At 64.4% G+C, this 14,369-nt stretch carries 14 protein-coding genes; 2 read left to right on the top strand and 12 right to left on the bottom strand.

Annotated features, from left to right (window positions below; translation table 11 throughout):
* Nucleotides 1–2 precede the first annotated feature (2 nt).
* The 12 genes from EV147_RS02895 to EV147_RS02840 all read right to left on the bottom strand — a co-directional run bounded on the left by EV147_RS02895 (nt 3) and on the right by EV147_RS02840 (nt 11,850).
* Nucleotides 3–704, bottom strand: coding sequence for an ABC transporter ATP-binding protein (locus tag EV147_RS02895; protein ID WP_130389612.1), 702 nt, complete (start codon nt 702–704; stop codon nt 3–5).
* On the bottom strand, nt 704–1,471 hold the full coding sequence (gene livG, locus EV147_RS02890; RefSeq protein WP_130389611.1) for a high-affinity branched-chain amino acid ABC transporter ATP-binding protein LivG: 768 nt from the start codon (nt 1,469–1,471) through the stop codon (nt 704–706). Before livG ends, EV147_RS02895 begins: the two co-directional genes overlap by 1 nt.
* Nucleotides 1,468–2,721: a high-affinity branched-chain amino acid ABC transporter permease LivM gene (locus EV147_RS02885; protein ID WP_130389610.1), complete on the bottom strand. Its 1,254-nt coding sequence runs from the start codon at nt 2,719–2,721 to the stop codon at nt 1,468–1,470. Before EV147_RS02885 ends, livG begins: the two co-directional genes overlap by 4 nt.
* Nucleotides 2,722–2,730: 9 nt before the next feature.
* A complete protein-coding gene (livH, locus tag EV147_RS02880; RefSeq protein ID WP_130389609.1) occupies nt 2,731–3,657 on the bottom strand; it encodes a high-affinity branched-chain amino acid ABC transporter permease LivH in 927 nt (308 codons plus the stop codon).
* Between the two features lie 138 nt (nt 3,658–3,795).
* Nucleotides 3,796–4,923, bottom strand: a complete 1,128-nt coding sequence (locus EV147_RS02875; RefSeq protein WP_130389608.1) for a branched-chain amino acid ABC transporter substrate-binding protein — start codon at nt 4,921–4,923, stop codon at nt 3,796–3,798.
* A 536-nt stretch (nt 4,924–5,459) separates the two neighbouring features.
* The gene (gltA, locus tag EV147_RS02870; protein WP_130389607.1) at nt 5,460–6,761 is read right to left on the bottom strand and encodes a citrate synthase; all 1,302 of its coding nucleotides are present in this window, start codon (nt 6,759–6,761) and stop codon (nt 5,460–5,462) included.
* A gap of 42 nt (nt 6,762–6,803) precedes the next feature.
* A complete protein-coding gene (locus tag EV147_RS02865; protein WP_084004222.1) occupies nt 6,804–7,085 on the bottom strand; it encodes an FAD assembly factor SdhE in 282 nt (93 codons plus the stop codon).
* A 150-nt stretch (nt 7,086–7,235) separates the two neighbouring features.
* Complete coding sequence (locus tag EV147_RS02860; protein ID WP_130389606.1) at nt 7,236–7,937, bottom strand: succinate dehydrogenase iron-sulfur subunit; 702 nt, start codon at nt 7,935–7,937, stop codon at nt 7,236–7,238.
* Nucleotides 7,938–7,970: 33 nt separating this feature from the next.
* Nucleotides 7,971–9,749, bottom strand: a complete 1,779-nt coding sequence (gene sdhA / locus EV147_RS02855) for a succinate dehydrogenase flavoprotein subunit (protein WP_130389605.1) — start codon at nt 9,747–9,749, stop codon at nt 7,971–7,973.
* A gap of 3 nt (nt 9,750–9,752) precedes the next feature.
* Nucleotides 9,753–10,118 (bottom strand): succinate dehydrogenase, hydrophobic membrane anchor protein, encoded by a 366-nt coding sequence (gene sdhD, locus EV147_RS02850; RefSeq protein WP_130389604.1) that lies wholly within the window; start codon nt 10,116–10,118, stop codon nt 9,753–9,755.
* Between the two features lie 11 nt (nt 10,119–10,129).
* On the bottom strand, nt 10,130–10,540 hold the full coding sequence (gene sdhC, locus EV147_RS02845; RefSeq protein WP_130389603.1) for a succinate dehydrogenase, cytochrome b556 subunit: 411 nt from the start codon (nt 10,538–10,540) through the stop codon (nt 10,130–10,132).
* Between the two features lie 389 nt (nt 10,541–10,929).
* Nucleotides 10,930–11,850 (bottom strand): GntR family transcriptional regulator, encoded by a 921-nt coding sequence (locus EV147_RS02840; protein ID WP_130389602.1) that lies wholly within the window; start codon nt 11,848–11,850, stop codon nt 10,930–10,932.
* 398 nt (nt 11,851–12,248) lie between these two features.
* Between EV147_RS02840 and EV147_RS02835 the strand changes: the two genes are divergently transcribed.
* Together EV147_RS02835 and EV147_RS02830 are read left to right on the top strand one after the other, a co-directional pair.
* The gene (locus tag EV147_RS02835; RefSeq protein ID WP_130389601.1) at nt 12,249–13,232 is read left to right on the top strand and encodes a malate dehydrogenase; all 984 of its coding nucleotides are present in this window, start codon (nt 12,249–12,251) and stop codon (nt 13,230–13,232) included.
* A 139-nt stretch (nt 13,233–13,371) separates the two neighbouring features.
* Nucleotides 13,372–14,352 (top strand): HpcH/HpaI aldolase/citrate lyase family protein, encoded by a 981-nt coding sequence (locus EV147_RS02830; protein WP_130389600.1) that lies wholly within the window; start codon nt 13,372–13,374, stop codon nt 14,350–14,352.
* Nucleotides 14,353–14,369 lie beyond the last annotated feature (17 nt).

Here is a 14,369-nt window from a genome sequence, read left to right as displayed (position 1 = left end):
CTTCAACCGCCCAGGTAAGCCGCCCGAATCCGGTCGTTGGCCAGCAAGTTGGCGCCGGTATCGGCCAGCACCACCTTGCCGGTTTCCAGCACGTAGCCGCGGTCGGCCACCTGCAGTGCCTTGTTGGCGTTCTGCTCCACCAGGAACACGGTCACGCCTTCCTCGCGGATGGTGCGGATGATGTCGAAGATCTGGGCGATGACCAGCGGGGCCAGGCCGAGCGTGGGCTCGTCGAGCAGCAGCAGGCGCGGCTTGCTCATCAGTGCGCGGCCGATGGCCAGCATCTGCTGCTCGCCGCCGCTCATCGTGCCGGCGCGCTGGCTGGCGCGCTGGCTGAGCCTCGGGAACAGCTTGAACACATGCTCGATGCCAGCCTCGATCTCATGACGGGTGGCGAAGAAGCCACCCATCTTGAGGTTCTCCAGCACGGTCAGGCTCGGGAACACACGCCGGCCTTCTGGCGAAATGGCCATGCCCATGCGCATGATCTCGTGCGTGTTGCGGCCCGTGATGTCCTGGCCCTCGAACAGCACGCGGCCGGCCGAGGCGCGCGGCGTGCCGCACACGGTCATCATCAGCGTGGTCTTGCCGGCGCCGTTGCTGCCGATCAGCGTGACGATCTCGCCCTGGTTGACCTCGATCGACACGCCCGAGAGCGCCTCCACCGCGCCATAGTGGGTGTGGACGTTTTCCAGCTTCAGCATCAGTCCTCTCCCAGGTAGGCCTTGATCACGCGCGGGTCGTTGCGCACTTCGTCGGGCTTGCCGATCATGATCGGCTTGCCGTGCTCCATGACCAGGATGCGGTCCGAGACGCCCATCACCAGGCTCATGTCGTGCTCGATCAGCAGCACCGAGATGTTGAACTCGCGGCGCAGACTGTCGATCAATTGTTGCAGTTCGATCTTCTCCTGCGGGTTCAGGCCGGCGGCGGGCTCGTCGAGCATCAGCAGGCGCGGCTGGGTGATCATGCAACGCGCGATCTCCAGCCGGCGCTGGTGGCCGTATGACAGCGTGCCCGCCTCGCGGTTGGCCACGCTGGTCAGCCCCATCCGTTCGAGCCATTCGGCCGCCCGGCCCAGCGCCTCGCGCTCGGCGCGGCGGTAGGCCGGCGTGGCCAGCAGCCCGTGCAGCAGGCCGGCCTTGACCTGCCGGTGCTGGGCGACCATCAGGTTCTCCACCACGGTCAGTTGCCGGAACAGGCGGATATTCTGGAACGTGCGGACCAGGCCGTGGCGCGCCACCACGTGGCTGGGCTGGCGGGCGATGGAATGGCCGTCGAGCATGACCTCGCCGGCCGTGGGCTTGTAGAAGCCGCCCACGCAGTTGAACACAGTGGTCTTGCCGGCGCCGTTCGGGCCGATGATGGCGAAGACCTCGTCGCGGCGGACATCGAACTCGATGCCGTCCACGGCCAGCAGGCCGCCGAAGCGCATCTGCAGGCCGGATACTTTCAGCATTTCAGCGCTCATCGCGGCAACTCCACGTGGGGACGGCTCGCGGGCAGCAGGCCCTGCGGACGCCACATCATCATCAGCACCATGACCAGGCCGAAAATCAGCATGCGGTACTCGGCGAAGTCACGCGCCACCTCTGGCAGGATCGTCAGCAGCACCGCCGCCAGGATCACGCCCAGTTGCGAGCCCATGCCGCCGAGCACCACCACGGCCAGGATCAGCGCCGATTCGATGAACGTGAACGACTCCGGATTGACCAGCCCCTGGCGCGCCGCGAAGAACGCACCGGCCAGGCCGGCGAACGAGGCGCCCAGCGTGAACGCCGACAGCTTGATGCGCGTGGGATTGAGGCCCAGCGAGCGGCAGGCAATCTCGTCCTCGCGCAGCGCCTCCCAGGCGCGGCCCATCGGCATGCGGATCAGCCGGCTCGTGACGAACAGCGTGAAGCCCACCAGCAGCAGCGCCAGCAGGTACAGGAAGATCACCATGTGCTGGCCGGCATACGGCAGGCCGATCAGGTCATGGAACGTCTTCGCGCCCTCCACGCTGGCGCTGCGCGCCATCTCGATGCCGAACACGGTCGGCTTCGGGATGCCCGAGACGCCATCCGGGCCGCCCGTCAGCGTGGTCAGGTTGTTCAGCAGCAGGCGGATGATCTCGCCGAAACCCAGCGTCACGATGGCCAGGTAGTCGCCGCGCAGGCGCAGCACCGGGAAGCCCAGGATGAAGCCGAACAGCGCCGCGAAGCCGGCCGACAGCGGCAGGCACTCCCAGAACGTCAGGCCGAAATACTGGTTCAGCAGCGCATAGGTGTAGCCACCCACCGCGTAGAAACCCACGTAGCCGAGGTCGAGCAGGCCGGCGTAGCCGACCACGATGTTCAGCCCCAGGCCCAGGATCACGTAGATCAGCGCCAGCGTGGCCACGTCCACCGCACCCCGGGAACCGAAGAACGGGAAGATCAGCCCCACGGCCAGCAGCACCCAGACGGCCCGGCGCTGCTGGGTCGCGCCCATCGCGGACACTGCCGGCAGCTTCACCGCGCCACGGGCACGCAGCAGCATCGGCTTGAACAGCTGGAACAGGAACACGGCGGCCACCGCGATCCACACGGGGCGCCAGTGCGGTTCGAGCACGACCTTGTAGCCGTCGAGCTTCAGTTGCAGGCCCAGCACGGGGATGGTCAGGATGGCCGTCATCACGGCGGCGGTCACCGCGTTCTTCAGGGTGCCGCCCGGCGTTTGCGAAATCGAATGCGTCGTCATGGGGCCCCCTTACACCTTTTCCACGTCGGGCTTGCCGAGCAGCCCGGTGGGGCGGAACAGCAGCACCAGGATCAGCAGCCCGAAAGCCACCACGTCCTTGTATTCGGCCGGCATGTAGCCGGCGGCGAAGGTTTCGGCCAGGCCCAGCAGCACGCCGCCGAGCATCGCGCCCGGAATGCTGCCGATGCCGCCCAGCACCGCCGCGGTGAATGCCTTGATGCCGGCGATGAAGCCGATGAACGGGTTGAGCTTGCCGATGGTCAGCCCGATCAGCACGCCGCCCACGGCGGCCAGCATGGCGCCAAGCACAAACGTGAACGAGATCACGCGGTTCGTGTCGATGCCGAGCAGGTTGGCCATGCGCATGTCTTCGGCGCAGGCGCGGCAGGCACGGCCCATGCGCGAATGGCCGATGAACAGCGTCAGGGCAATCATCAGCACCAGCGTCACACCGACGATCAGCAGGCGCGAATACGGCACGGTCACCGTGAAATCGCCGCCCATCTGGAATTCGATGGCGCCGGAGATCAGCAGCGGCACCGAGACATCACGCGCGCCCTGCCCGATCTGGACATAGTTCTGGAGAAAAATCGACATGCCGATGGCGGAGATCAGCGGCACCAGCCGCGGCCCGCCGCGCAGGGGCCGGTAGGCCACGCGCTCCACGGCATAGCCGTAGCAGCCGGTCACGGCCACGGAGACGAGCAGCGCCGCGCCCAGCACCAGCGGCAGCGGATAGCCGGCCTGCGCGCCGATGGCGGTCAGGGTGACCAGGCCCACGTAGGCGCCGATCATGTAGATCTCGCCGTGGGCAAAGTTGATCATGCCGATGATGCCGTAGACCATCGTGTAGCCGATGGCGATCAACGCATAGATCGCACCCAGCGTCAGGCCATTGACCAGTTGCTGGGTGAACTGTGGAAGGAATTCGTTCATGCGGGGGACCTTGTGGATCGGAGAGTCCGATGCGCGATGCCGTGCGTCGTCATGTGACGCTTCATCGACATCGAACCGATACCAAAACGCCCCGCGCGCCGGTTGGCCGCGGGGCGTTTCGCCAGGATGGCGCCGGGTTTAGTTGGCGGCGGTCTTCGTGGCGTCCTTGTGCCACGTATAGACGACGAACTTGAACGACTTCAGGTCGCCCTTGGCGTCGTATTCGACCTTGCCGATCGGCGTGTTGAACGCGTTCTTGTGCATGTACGCGGCCACCTTGGTCGGGTCCGTGCTCTTGGCGCCGGCAATGGCGTCGCCGATGATCTTCACGGCCGCGTAGGCAGGCATCTGGAACGGGCCGTTGGCGTCGCGCTTCTTGTCGGCAAACGCCTTCACCAGCGCGGCGTTGGCCGGATCGGCCGAGAAGTCGGCCGGCAGCGTCACGAGCATGCCTTCCGAAGCCGGGCCGGCAATCGCAGTCACGTCCTTGTTGCCCACGCCTTCAGGGCCCATGAACGTGGCCTTGACGCCCTGCTCGCGCGCCTGGCGCAGCAGCAGGCCCATTTCGGGGTGGTAGCCGCCGAAGTAGACGAAGTCCACGCCCTGCGACTTCAGCTTGGTGATCACGGCCGAGTAGTCGGAATCGCCGGCGTTGATGCCTTCGAACACGGCCACCGGAATCTTGGCGGCTTCGAGGTCCTTCTTGACCGAGCTGGCAATGCCCTGGCCGTACGACTGCTTGTCGTGCAGCACGGCAACCTTCTTCGGCTTGACCTTGTTGATGATGTACTGGGCGGCGGCCGGGCCTTGCTGGTCGTCGCGGCCGATCGTGCGGAAGATGAAGTTGCGCTTCTTCGTCTCGGTCAGCTGCGGCGCGGTGGCCGACGGCGTGACCATCACGATGCCTTCGTTTTCGTAGATATCCGATGCCGGAATCGTCGAGCCCGAGCAGACATGGCCGATCACGTAGTGGATGCCCTGGCTGACGACCTTGTTGGCCACGGCCACGGCCTGCTTCGGCTCGCAGGCATCGTCCAGCAGCACGGCTTCGAGCTTGTTGCCGTTGGCGCCACCTGCGGCGTTGATCTGTTCGATGGCGGTCAGGGCACCAGCCTTGACCATGTCGCCGTACTGGGCAACCGAGCCGCTCATGGGGCCGGCGATGCCGATCTTGACGGTTTCGGCGTTGGCCGAGGTGAAGGCGGCGAGGCCGGCAGTGGCAAGCACGGCGGCCATGGCAGTGGACGTGAGACGGGACAACGTCATCAGGAGCTCCTCGATTATGTATGGGTCATTCCGGGCAGAGTCGGCATGACCGGCGCAATCGAACAGCACCCGCAAAAAGAGACTTGAACGGCCCAAAGCGGAAGTCGGGCCTGCGGTGAAGACGTGAAGCAATGCGGGGCCCGGCGCGTGCCGGCGCGCGCCATCCCCGTGGGATGCGGCGTGCGCCGTAAGTTCGGAAAGACAACGTTGATGCGTTCTCTATTGCGCAAGCGCTTCGCCTGCCCCGCTTCCCCGATCCTGACGCGCCGGAAGGGTGGCCCGGCTGCCGGTCGGCAAAGCAGCGGGCATTATAGGGCGAAAGTTGCAACCCGGCAGAGCGAAGTTAAGCGGTTTTGGCGGAAATCCGACAATTTTTGTCGCATGTTGCAACCGCACAAGGGCACGAAGCGTCCTGAAAACCCACTTTCCCAACACCGGTGCATAGTGCCCGGTTGCTCCCGCTCCATGGCCGGAGGCAATAAAAAAACGCCCCGGTCTCCCGGGGCGTCCTTTTCTGCGGCAGTCCAGCAGCCAGATCAGCGCTTGGCCATGTCCGGCACGTCGCGGGCGGCGTTGCCGTTGAACAGCTGGCGCGGGCGGCCGATCTTGTATTCCGGATCGGTGATCATCTCTTCCCACTGCGAGATCCAGCCCGGCGTACGTGCCAGGGCGAAGATGCAGGTGAACAGCGAGGTCGGGATGCCCAGCGCGCGCTGCACGATACCCGAGTAGAAGTCCACGTTCGGGTACAGCTTGCGGCTGACGAAGTACTCGTCTTCCAGCGCGATCTTTTCCAGTTCCATGGCGAGCTTGAACAGCGGGTCGTTGTGCAGGCCCAGTTCGTTCAGCACTTCATGGCAGGTTTCGCGCATCAGCTTGGCGCGCGGGTCGTAGTTCTTGTACACGCGGTGGCCAAAGCCCATCAGGCGCACGCCCGAGTTCTTGTCCTTCACCTGCTTGATGAACTCGTTGATGTTGTCGACGCTGCCGATTTCTTCCAGCATCTTCAGCGCGGCTTCGTTCGCGCCGCCGTGGGCCGGACCCCACAGGCAGGCCACGCCGGCGGCGATGGCGGCGAACGGGTTCGTGCCCGACGAACCGGCCAGGCGCACGGTCGAGGTCGACGCGTTCTGCTCGTGGTCGGCGTGCAGGATGAAGATGCGGTCCAGCGCACGCTCCAGCACCGGGTTGACGGTGTACGGGGCGCACGGCGTGCCGAACATCATGCGCATGAAGTTGCCCGAGTAGGACAGGTCGTTCTGCGGGTAGATGTACGGCTGGCCGATGTTGTACTTGTACGCCATGGCGACCAGGGTCGGCATCTTGGCGATCAGGCGGATGGCCGAGATCTCGCGCTGGTGCGGATCGTCGATGTCCATCGCGTCGTGGTAGAACGCGCTCATGGCACCCACCAGGCCCGTCAGCACGGCCATCGGGTGGGCATCGCGGCGGAAACCGCGCATGAAGAACTGCAGTTGCTCGTGAACCATCGTGTGGTTCATCACCGAGCCCACGAACTCTTCCTTCTGCTTGGCGTTGGGCAGTTCGCCCTTCAGCAGCAGGTAGCAGGTCTCCAGGTGGTCGCACTTCTGCGCCAGTTGCTCGATCGGGTAGCCGCGGTACAGCAGCTCGCCCTTGTCACCGTCGATATAAGTGATCTTCGAGTTGCACGAAGCAGTCGACATGAACCCCGGGTCATAGGTGAACTTGCCGGTTTGTCCGTACAGCTTGCGAATGTCGATCACGTCGGGGCCAACGGTGCCCTTGTAGATCGGCAGCTCAACGCTGGGGGAACCATCGGAAAACGATAGCGTGGCTTTCACATCGGACGGCGTCATGTCGGTTCCTTCAAATACTGTGAATAATGTTGTTGACCAAACTCAGACCGAACGCAGCAGGCTGAGTACCCGTTGCATCGGGGGCGTGTCGAGCTCACCGTCCAGCTCCTTGCGGACAAGCAGCAGGTCCATCAACTCGTTGTCGCTGAGCTCGAACAGCTCGCCCAGCGATGCCACGTCCTCATCGGACAGGCTCTCCTCGTAACGGTTGAAGAAACGTTCGACGATGATGTCGTTCTCCAGGAGGCCGCGGCGGGCGCGCCAGCGAAGACGGGCACGCTTGTGCGGATCGGCCTGATGGGAGAAAGTGGTGGAAAGACTCATGTCAGCCTTCATTGGCCGGCGTGCCACCCGACTGAATACTGCATCGGGCTGACACGCCGCTTACATCAACTGCTATCAACTACGATCAACTTCAAACTGCCTGACTGTCCAGTTGCTTCCCGGACGCATCAGGCAGTTTATACCGGCCGATTAAACAGCGCGGCGAACCATCAATTCCTTGATCTTGCCAATCGCCTTCGTCGGATTGAGACCCTTCGGGCACACGTCGACGCAGTTCATGATGCTGTGGCAGCGGAACAGGCGGTACGGGTCGTTCAGGTTGTCCAGACGCTCGCTGGTGGCCTGGTCGCGGCTGTCCGCGATGAAGCGGTAAGCCTGCAGCAGGCCGGCGGGGCCGACGAACTTGTCCGGGTTCCACCAGAACGACGGGCACGACGTGGAGCAGCTGGCGCACAGGATGCACTCGTACAGGCCGTCCAGCTCGTCACGCTCCTGCGGCGACTGCAGACGCTCCTTCTCGGGCGGCGGCTCGTCGTTGATCAGGAATGGCTTGATCGAGTTGTACTGCTTGAAGAAGTTCGTCATGTCGACGATCAGGTCGCGCACCACCGGCAGGCCGGGCAGCGGACGCAGCACGATGCGCTCGGGCAGCTCGCGCATGTTCGTCAGGCAGGCCAGGCCGTTCTTGCCGTTGATGTTCATCGCGTCCGAGCCGCACACGCCTTCGCGGCACGACCGGCGGAACGAGATCGTCTCGTCGAGCTTCTTCAGCTTGACCAGTGCGTCCAGCAGCATGCGCTCGTGACCGTCGAGTTCCACCTCGTAGGTCTGCATGCGGGGTGCGGCGTCCTTGTCCGGATCGTAGCGGTAGACTTCGAAAATACGCTTCATTTCTGTGGGTCCTGTTTTCTCTACGATGGCCGCTTAGAACGTACGGGCCTTGGGCGGAACCGATTCCACCGTCAGCGGCTGCATCTTGACCGGCTTGTAGTCGAGGCGGTTGCCTTCGCTGTAGAACAGCGTGTGCTTGAGCCAGTTGTCGTCGTCGCGGTTCGGGAAGTCGCTGTGCGCGTGGGCACCGCGCGATTCCTTGCGGGCTGCGGCCGAAATCATCGTGGCCTTGGCCACTTCCACCAGGTTGGCCACTTCCAGGGCTTCCACCAGCGCGGTGTTGAAGACCTTGGACTTGTCCTTCAGGTGGATGTTGTCGGCACGCTCCGCCACTTCCAGGATGCGCTCGACGCCTTCGTCCATCAGCTTCTGCGTACGGAACACGCCGGCATGCGACTGCATGTTGCGGCGGATGTCGTTGGCCACGTCCTGGGTGTATTCGCCCGAGGTCGTTGCCTGCAGCTTGGCCAGACGGGCCATGGCGCGGTCGGCGGCATCGGCCGGCAGCGGCTTGTGTTCCTTCTGCTTCGACGCGTTGGCGACGATGTGGTTGCCGGCGGCACGGCCGAACACCACGAGGTCCAGCAGCGAGTTCGTGCCCAGGCGGTTGGCGCCGTGCACCGACACGCAGGAGCATTCGCCGATCGCGTAGAAGCCGTTGACCACTTCGTTCGGGTTGCCGTTCTTCGGCACCACGACCTGGCCGTGGAAGTTCGTCGGAATGCCACCCATCTGGTAGTGGATGGTCGGCACGACCGGGATCGGCTCCTTGATCGCGTCGACGTTGGCGAACTTCATGCCGATTTCGCGGATCGACGGCAGGCGCTTCATGATGGTCTCGGCACCGACGTGGGTCAGGTCGAGCAGCACGTAGTCGCCGTTCGGGCCGCAACCACGGCCTTCCTTGATTTCCTGGTCCATCGAGCGCGACACGAAGTCACGCGGCGCCAGATCCTTCAGCGTCGGGGCATAGCGCTCCATGAAGCGCTCGCCATCCTTGTTACGCAGGATGCCGCCCTCGCCACGCACGCCTTCCGTGATCAGCACGCCCGCGCCGGCCACGCCGGTCGGGTGGAACTGCCAGAATTCCATGTCTTCCAGCGGCACGCCGGCGCGCGCCGCCATGCCCAGGCCGTCACCGGTGTTGATGAAGGCGTTGGTGGAAGCGGCGTAGATCCGGCCCGCGCCGCCCGTGGCGAACAGCGTGGTCTTGGCTTCGAGGATGTAGACCTCGCCGGTTTCCATTTCCAGCGCGGTCACGCCCAGCACGTCGCCTTCCTCGTCGCGGATCAGGTCCAGTGCCATCCACTCGACGAAGAAATGCGTCTTTGCGCGCACATTGCGCTGGTACAGCGTATGCAACAGGGCGTGGCCGGTACGGTCGGCTGCCGCGCAGGCGCGCTGCACCGGCTTTTCGCCGTAGTTGGCGGTGTGGCCACCGAACGGGCGCTGGTAGATCGTGCCGTCGGCGTTACGGTCGAACGGCATGCCGAAGTGTTCGAGCTCGTACACGACCTTCGGGGCTTCACGGCACATGAACTCGATGGCGTCCTGGTCACCCAGCCAATCAGAGCCCTTGATGGTGTCGTAGAAGTGATAGTGCCAGTTGTCCTCGCTCATGTTGCCGAGCGAGGCACCGATGCCGCCCTGCGCCGCAACGGTGTGCGAGCGGGTCGGGAAAACCTTCGACAGCACGGCCACGTTCAGGCCGGCTTCCGCGAGCTGGAGGGATGCGCGCATCCCGGCGCCGCCCGCCCCGACGATGACCACGTCAAATTTGCGACGCGGCAATCCAGTCTTGACTGCGACCATTTATTACACCCTCCAGAGAATCTGAGCAGCGTAGCCCGCGCAACCGACGAGCCACAGAATCGTAAGTACTTGCAGCAGAAGGCGCACGGCCATCGGCTTCACATAGTCCATCCAGATGTCGCGCACGCCGATCCAGGCGTGGTACAGCAGCGACAGGATGGTCAGGAACGTCAGGAGCTTCATCCATTGGTTGGCGAAGAGACCCGACCAGCCTTCGTACGAAGGATTGCCGAAGGCGAGATACACCCCGGCGAGCACCACGGTGAACACCACCATGATGACTGCGGTAACGCGCTGCGCGAGCCAGTCCTTGAGACCGTAGTGCGCACCGACGACAAGACGCTTGGGACCGATATTATTGTTTGCCACCTTCACTCTCCTCAGAACAGGCCGTACAGCTTCAGCCCGAACACCAGGGTGAGCAGCAGGCTGACGACCAGCACGGCCTTGGCCGAAGCGGCGGAGGCGGGCTTGGCCACGCCAACGTGCACGTCGAGCAGCAGGAAGCGGATGCCGGCGCAGAAGTGATGCAGATAACCCCAGATCAGCGCCAGGATCACCAGCTTGACGAAGCCGTTGGACAGCAGGGCCGAGAACTTCGCGTAGCTCAGTTCGGAGGTGACGCTCTGCTCGAAGAGATACAGAACGAACGGAAGGAGGAGGAACATCATGGCACCGCTCACGCGATGCAGGATGGATACCTTGCCGGCCCAGGGCAACCGGTAGCGCGAGATTTGCGCGATACCGATATTCCGGAACTCCGGCCTGGCTTGTTTGGCGGCTTCAGCCATGCGAGACCCCATTTGCTGTGAAAAGAAAACTGCAAAAGAACGACACTGCCATTACTCCCCATTGCATCGGCGCGCCACTGCGGTTACGGTGGATGCACCGGATCGCGTCAGACCCTGCATCGAACGTGTGGGGGCGCTGGATGCAAATGGATGCAGGAGCAAATCCACGTGATTTTAGCGCCTTTGTTGCGCAGCGCACCAATAATTTTCGACTATCGCGCACCATCGTGGCGTGCGCGACAATCGCACGCAACAACGCTTGCACCCTCCCCGGCACGGCAAATCGGAACATTCCTGTTACGGTCGGCAATGCTGGCGGACAGTGCCCTGTCATGCCGCAATAATCGGCTGCCAGAACAGTCTGTCCATCCGCCCATCGCCATCGCGCATCAGCTCAAATCGTTCTGATAATAGTGTCGGGTCGTGACATAAAGCCCCCGGCGGACTTCCACGGGACGGTCGCCGTAGGTGAACGACACACGTTCCACCGACAGCAGCGGCGTCCCGGGCTCCACCGAAAGCAGTCCTGCAGCCGTGTTATCGGCAGCTACCGCACGAATCTTTTCCGTCGCACGGATCATCCGGGTGCCGAACTCGGCCTCGAACAGTGCGTACATGGGGCCCTTCCACTCGTTGAGCTTCTCGGCGGTCAGGCCCTTGAAGTTGGTGCCGAGCAGCCAGATCTCGTCGAGCACGGTGGCCTCGTTCGAGAAATTCAGTACGCGGCGGATCTGCACCACGCTGTCGCCGGTGCGGATATCGAGCAGCCGCGCGATCTCGGCCGGCGCGCGCAGCCGCTTGCATTCGAGCACGCGGCTGGCGCCGTAATGGGGTTCGCCCTCGTCGGGCACCAGGCGCAGGAAGCGGAACTTGACCACGTCCTCGTGGTGGGTCGTCACGAAGGTGCCCTTGCCCTGGCGGCGGGCCACCAGATTGTCGGCCGCCAGTTCGTCGATGGCCTTGCGCACCGTGCCCTGGCTGACCTTGTAGCGCGCGGCCAGATCCATCTCGCTCGGGATCATTTCGCCCGGCTTCCATTCGCCGGTCTGCAGGCTCTGCATGATCAGGGCCTTGATCTGCTGGTAGAGCGGGCTGAACGTGGGCGACGGGGCGGCGCCGGCCGAAGGGACGGCAGGCGTGGCGGGCGCGACGGGCGTGGCGGGGACGGAAGGTGCGGCGCCTGGCTGGGCAGCGGACGACGGCGTGGCGGACGGCTGCGTCCCGGCGCTGCGGGGCGCGCCCGATTCCGGCGAACCATTCGGTGAACCGTTGGCAGCCGTGGCGGACGGGGACGTAGGCAGGGATGACATAGCCCGGATTCAACCACAGATTCCGGAATCGCGTCCAGCATGCTATGAAATGTCTTATGTCTTATATAAGACATATGAATTGACAGCCATCGGGGCGCACCCTACACTCGCGCAGGTCCGCGCCGCCGCCTCCGGCAGGACTCCCGCACGGGGCTCCGTTACCCCGCTGCCCGAGCCTTTTTCGGATGCGGCGCACCACGCAGCAGTAGTAGACTTACGCCTTGTCGCCCTCGACGCCTGTCCATGGCCCGCGCGCTCCCCGTCGCCGGCCGCGGGCCGTTGTACCGCGGGTGCTGGCGGATGCCCGCCTGCCCCGTGGCGACACGCGACCAGCTCCCGGTGCCGCGCCCCCGGCGCCACCGACCGGTTACCCCCTCTTTTCGTTTGGAGACTTACTCATGGCTAAAGCCCCAATGCGCGTCGCAGTCACCGGCGCCGCTGGCCAGATCGGCTATTCCCTGCTGTTCCGCATCGCCAACGGCGACATGCTCGGCAAAGACCAGCCGGTCATCCTCCAACTGCTCGACCTGCCGCAAGCCCAGACCGCCGTCAAGGGCGTGGTGATGGAACTGGAAGACTGCGCATTCCCGCTGCTGGCCGGCGTGGTCATCACCGACGATCCCAAGGTTGCCTTCAAGGACGCCGACGTGGCCCTGCTGGTGGGTGCCCGTCCGCGTAGCAAGGGCATGGAGCGCAAGGACCTGCTCGAAGCCAACGCCCAGATCTTCACGGTGCAGGGCAAGGCCCTGGACGAAGTGGCGAGCCGCGACGTCAAGGTGCTGGTGGTGGGCAACCCGGCCAACACCAACGCCTACATCGCCATGAAGTCGGCGCCGAACCTGAAGCGCGAGAACTTCACGGCCATGCTGCGCCTGGACCACAACCGCGCGCTGTCGCAGATCGCCGCCAAGACCGGCAAGCCGGTGTCGTCGGTCGAGAAGCTGTTCGTCTGGGGCAACCACAGCCCGACGATGTACGCCGACTACCGCTACGCGACCGTCGACGGCAAGAGCGTCAAGGACCTGATCAACGACCAGGTCTGGAACAACGACGTGTTCCTGCCGACCGTCGGCAAGCGCGGCGCCGCCATCATCGAGGCGCGTGGCCTGTCGTCGGCTGCCTCGGCCGCCAACGCTGCCATCGACCACGTCCGTGACTGGGTGCTGGGCTCGAACGGCAAGGTCGTCACGATGGGTATCCCGTCGAACGGCGAATACGGCATTCCGAAGGACGTCATGTTCGGCTACCCGGTGACCACGGCCAACGGCAAGTACGAGATCGTGCAAGGCCTGGAGATCGACGCCTACAGCCAGGAAAAGATCAACATCACGCTCAAGGAACTGGAAGAAGAGCGTGCCGGCGTGCAACATCTGCTGGGCTGATCTTTAGTACCAGGAGCTACCCGCTCATGAAACCGGGGTCCGCATCGATTGCAGAATCGGCGCGGACCCCGGTTTTTCTTTGGGCGCGCGCCTTGTCTTCTCATTAACCCCCTGCTTCATACGTATTACGCGAATCCACGTGCATCCATCCGAGGTCCTGTTCCAGGGAGAAGCCGTTCCCGTCCAGCTGCCCGTCTGCGACCACTACGCCGGCAGCGAGAAGCTCATGCGCAAGTCCCTGGCCCTGCAGCAGGCGCTGGGGCCGGTGTTCGACATCACGTTCGATTGCGAGGACGGCGCCGCCGTTGGCCTGGAGCGCGAGCACGCCGAACTGTGCGCGCAGCTGGTCAACAGTGCCGAGAACCTGCACAACCGCGTGGGCGTGCGCATCCATGACCCCGCCCATCCGCACTGGCGCGACGATGTGGACGTGCTGGTGTCCGCCGCCGGCGCACGGCTGGCCTATGTGGTGGTGCCCAAGGTCACTGACGTGGTGGAGGTGGCGCGCGTGACCGATCACGTGAACCACGTGGCCCGCAGCGCCGGCATCGCCCGCCACATCCCGATTCATGTGCTGATTGAGACACATTCGGCGCTTGAGCAGGTGTTCGAGATTGCCTCGCTGGTGCAGGTGGAATGCCTGAGCTTCGGGCTGATGGACTTCGTTTCGGCCCACCACGGGGCGATTCCCGGCGAGGCGATGCGCTCGCCCGGCCAGTTCGAGCACCCGCTGATCCGCCGCGCGATGCTGGAGATCTCGGCAGCGTGCCACCGCCACGGCAAGGTGCCGTCGCACAACGTCAGCACCGACGTCCAGCACCCGGAACGCGCCGGCCAGGACGCCGCGCGGGCGCGCGCCGAGTTCGGCTACCTGCGCAAATGGAGCATCCATCCGGGCCAGATCGAGCCGATCGTGGCCGCCTTCCGGCCCAGCGATGGTGAAATCGGCGCGGCCAGCCAGATCCTGCTGGCAGCCCACGAGAACAACTGGGCGCCGATCCGCCACGATGGCCAACTGCATGACCGGGCCAGCTACCGGTATTACTGGTCGCTGCTCCAGCGGGCACACGCCACCGGCACGCCGATCCCGGCCCACGCCAGCGACCTTTTCTTTGACTAGCCGCAATCGCACGCCCT

The sequence above is a fragment of the Cupriavidus agavae genome (genome assembly GCF_004217045.1).
GTDB classification, from domain to species: domain Bacteria; phylum Pseudomonadota; class Gammaproteobacteria; order Burkholderiales; family Burkholderiaceae; genus Cupriavidus; species Cupriavidus agavae.
This window is presented reverse-complemented; position numbering and strand designations above follow the sequence as displayed.

Coding starts and splice junctions, on each gene's coding strand:
- EV147_RS02895 (WP_130389612.1), bottom strand. CDS start 704: ATGCTGAAGCTGGAAAACGTCCACACCCACTATGGCGCGGTGGAGGCG.
- livG (WP_130389611.1), bottom strand. CDS start 1,471: ATGAGCGCTGAAATGCTGAAAGTATCCGGCCTGCAGATGCGCTTCGGC.
- EV147_RS02885 (WP_130389610.1), bottom strand. CDS start 2,721: ATGACGACGCATTCGATTTCGCAAACGCCGGGCGGCACCCTGAAGAAC.
- livH (WP_130389609.1), bottom strand. CDS start 3,657: ATGAACGAATTCCTTCCACAGTTCACCCAGCAACTGGTCAATGGCCTG.
- EV147_RS02875 (WP_130389608.1), bottom strand. CDS start 4,923: ATGACGTTGTCCCGTCTCACGTCCACTGCCATGGCCGCCGTGCTTGCC.
- gltA (WP_130389607.1), bottom strand. CDS start 6,761: ATGACGCCGTCCGATGTGAAAGCCACGCTATCGTTTTCCGATGGTTCC.
- EV147_RS02865 (WP_084004222.1), bottom strand. CDS start 7,085: ATGAGTCTTTCCACCACTTTCTCCCATCAGGCCGATCCGCACAAGCGT.
- EV147_RS02860 (WP_130389606.1), bottom strand. CDS start 7,937: ATGAAGCGTATTTTCGAAGTCTACCGCTACGATCCGGACAAGGACGCC.
- sdhA (WP_130389605.1), bottom strand. CDS start 9,749: ATGGTCGCAGTCAAGACTGGATTGCCGCGTCGCAAATTTGACGTGGTC.
- sdhC (WP_130389603.1), bottom strand. CDS start 10,540: ATGGCTGAAGCCGCCAAACAAGCCAGGCCGGAGTTCCGGAATATCGGT.
- EV147_RS02840 (WP_130389602.1), bottom strand. CDS start 11,850: ATGTCATCCCTGCCTACGTCCCCGTCCGCCACGGCTGCCAACGGTTCA.
- EV147_RS02835 (WP_130389601.1), top strand. CDS start 12,249: ATGGCTAAAGCCCCAATGCGCGTCGCAGTCACCGGCGCCGCTGGCCAG.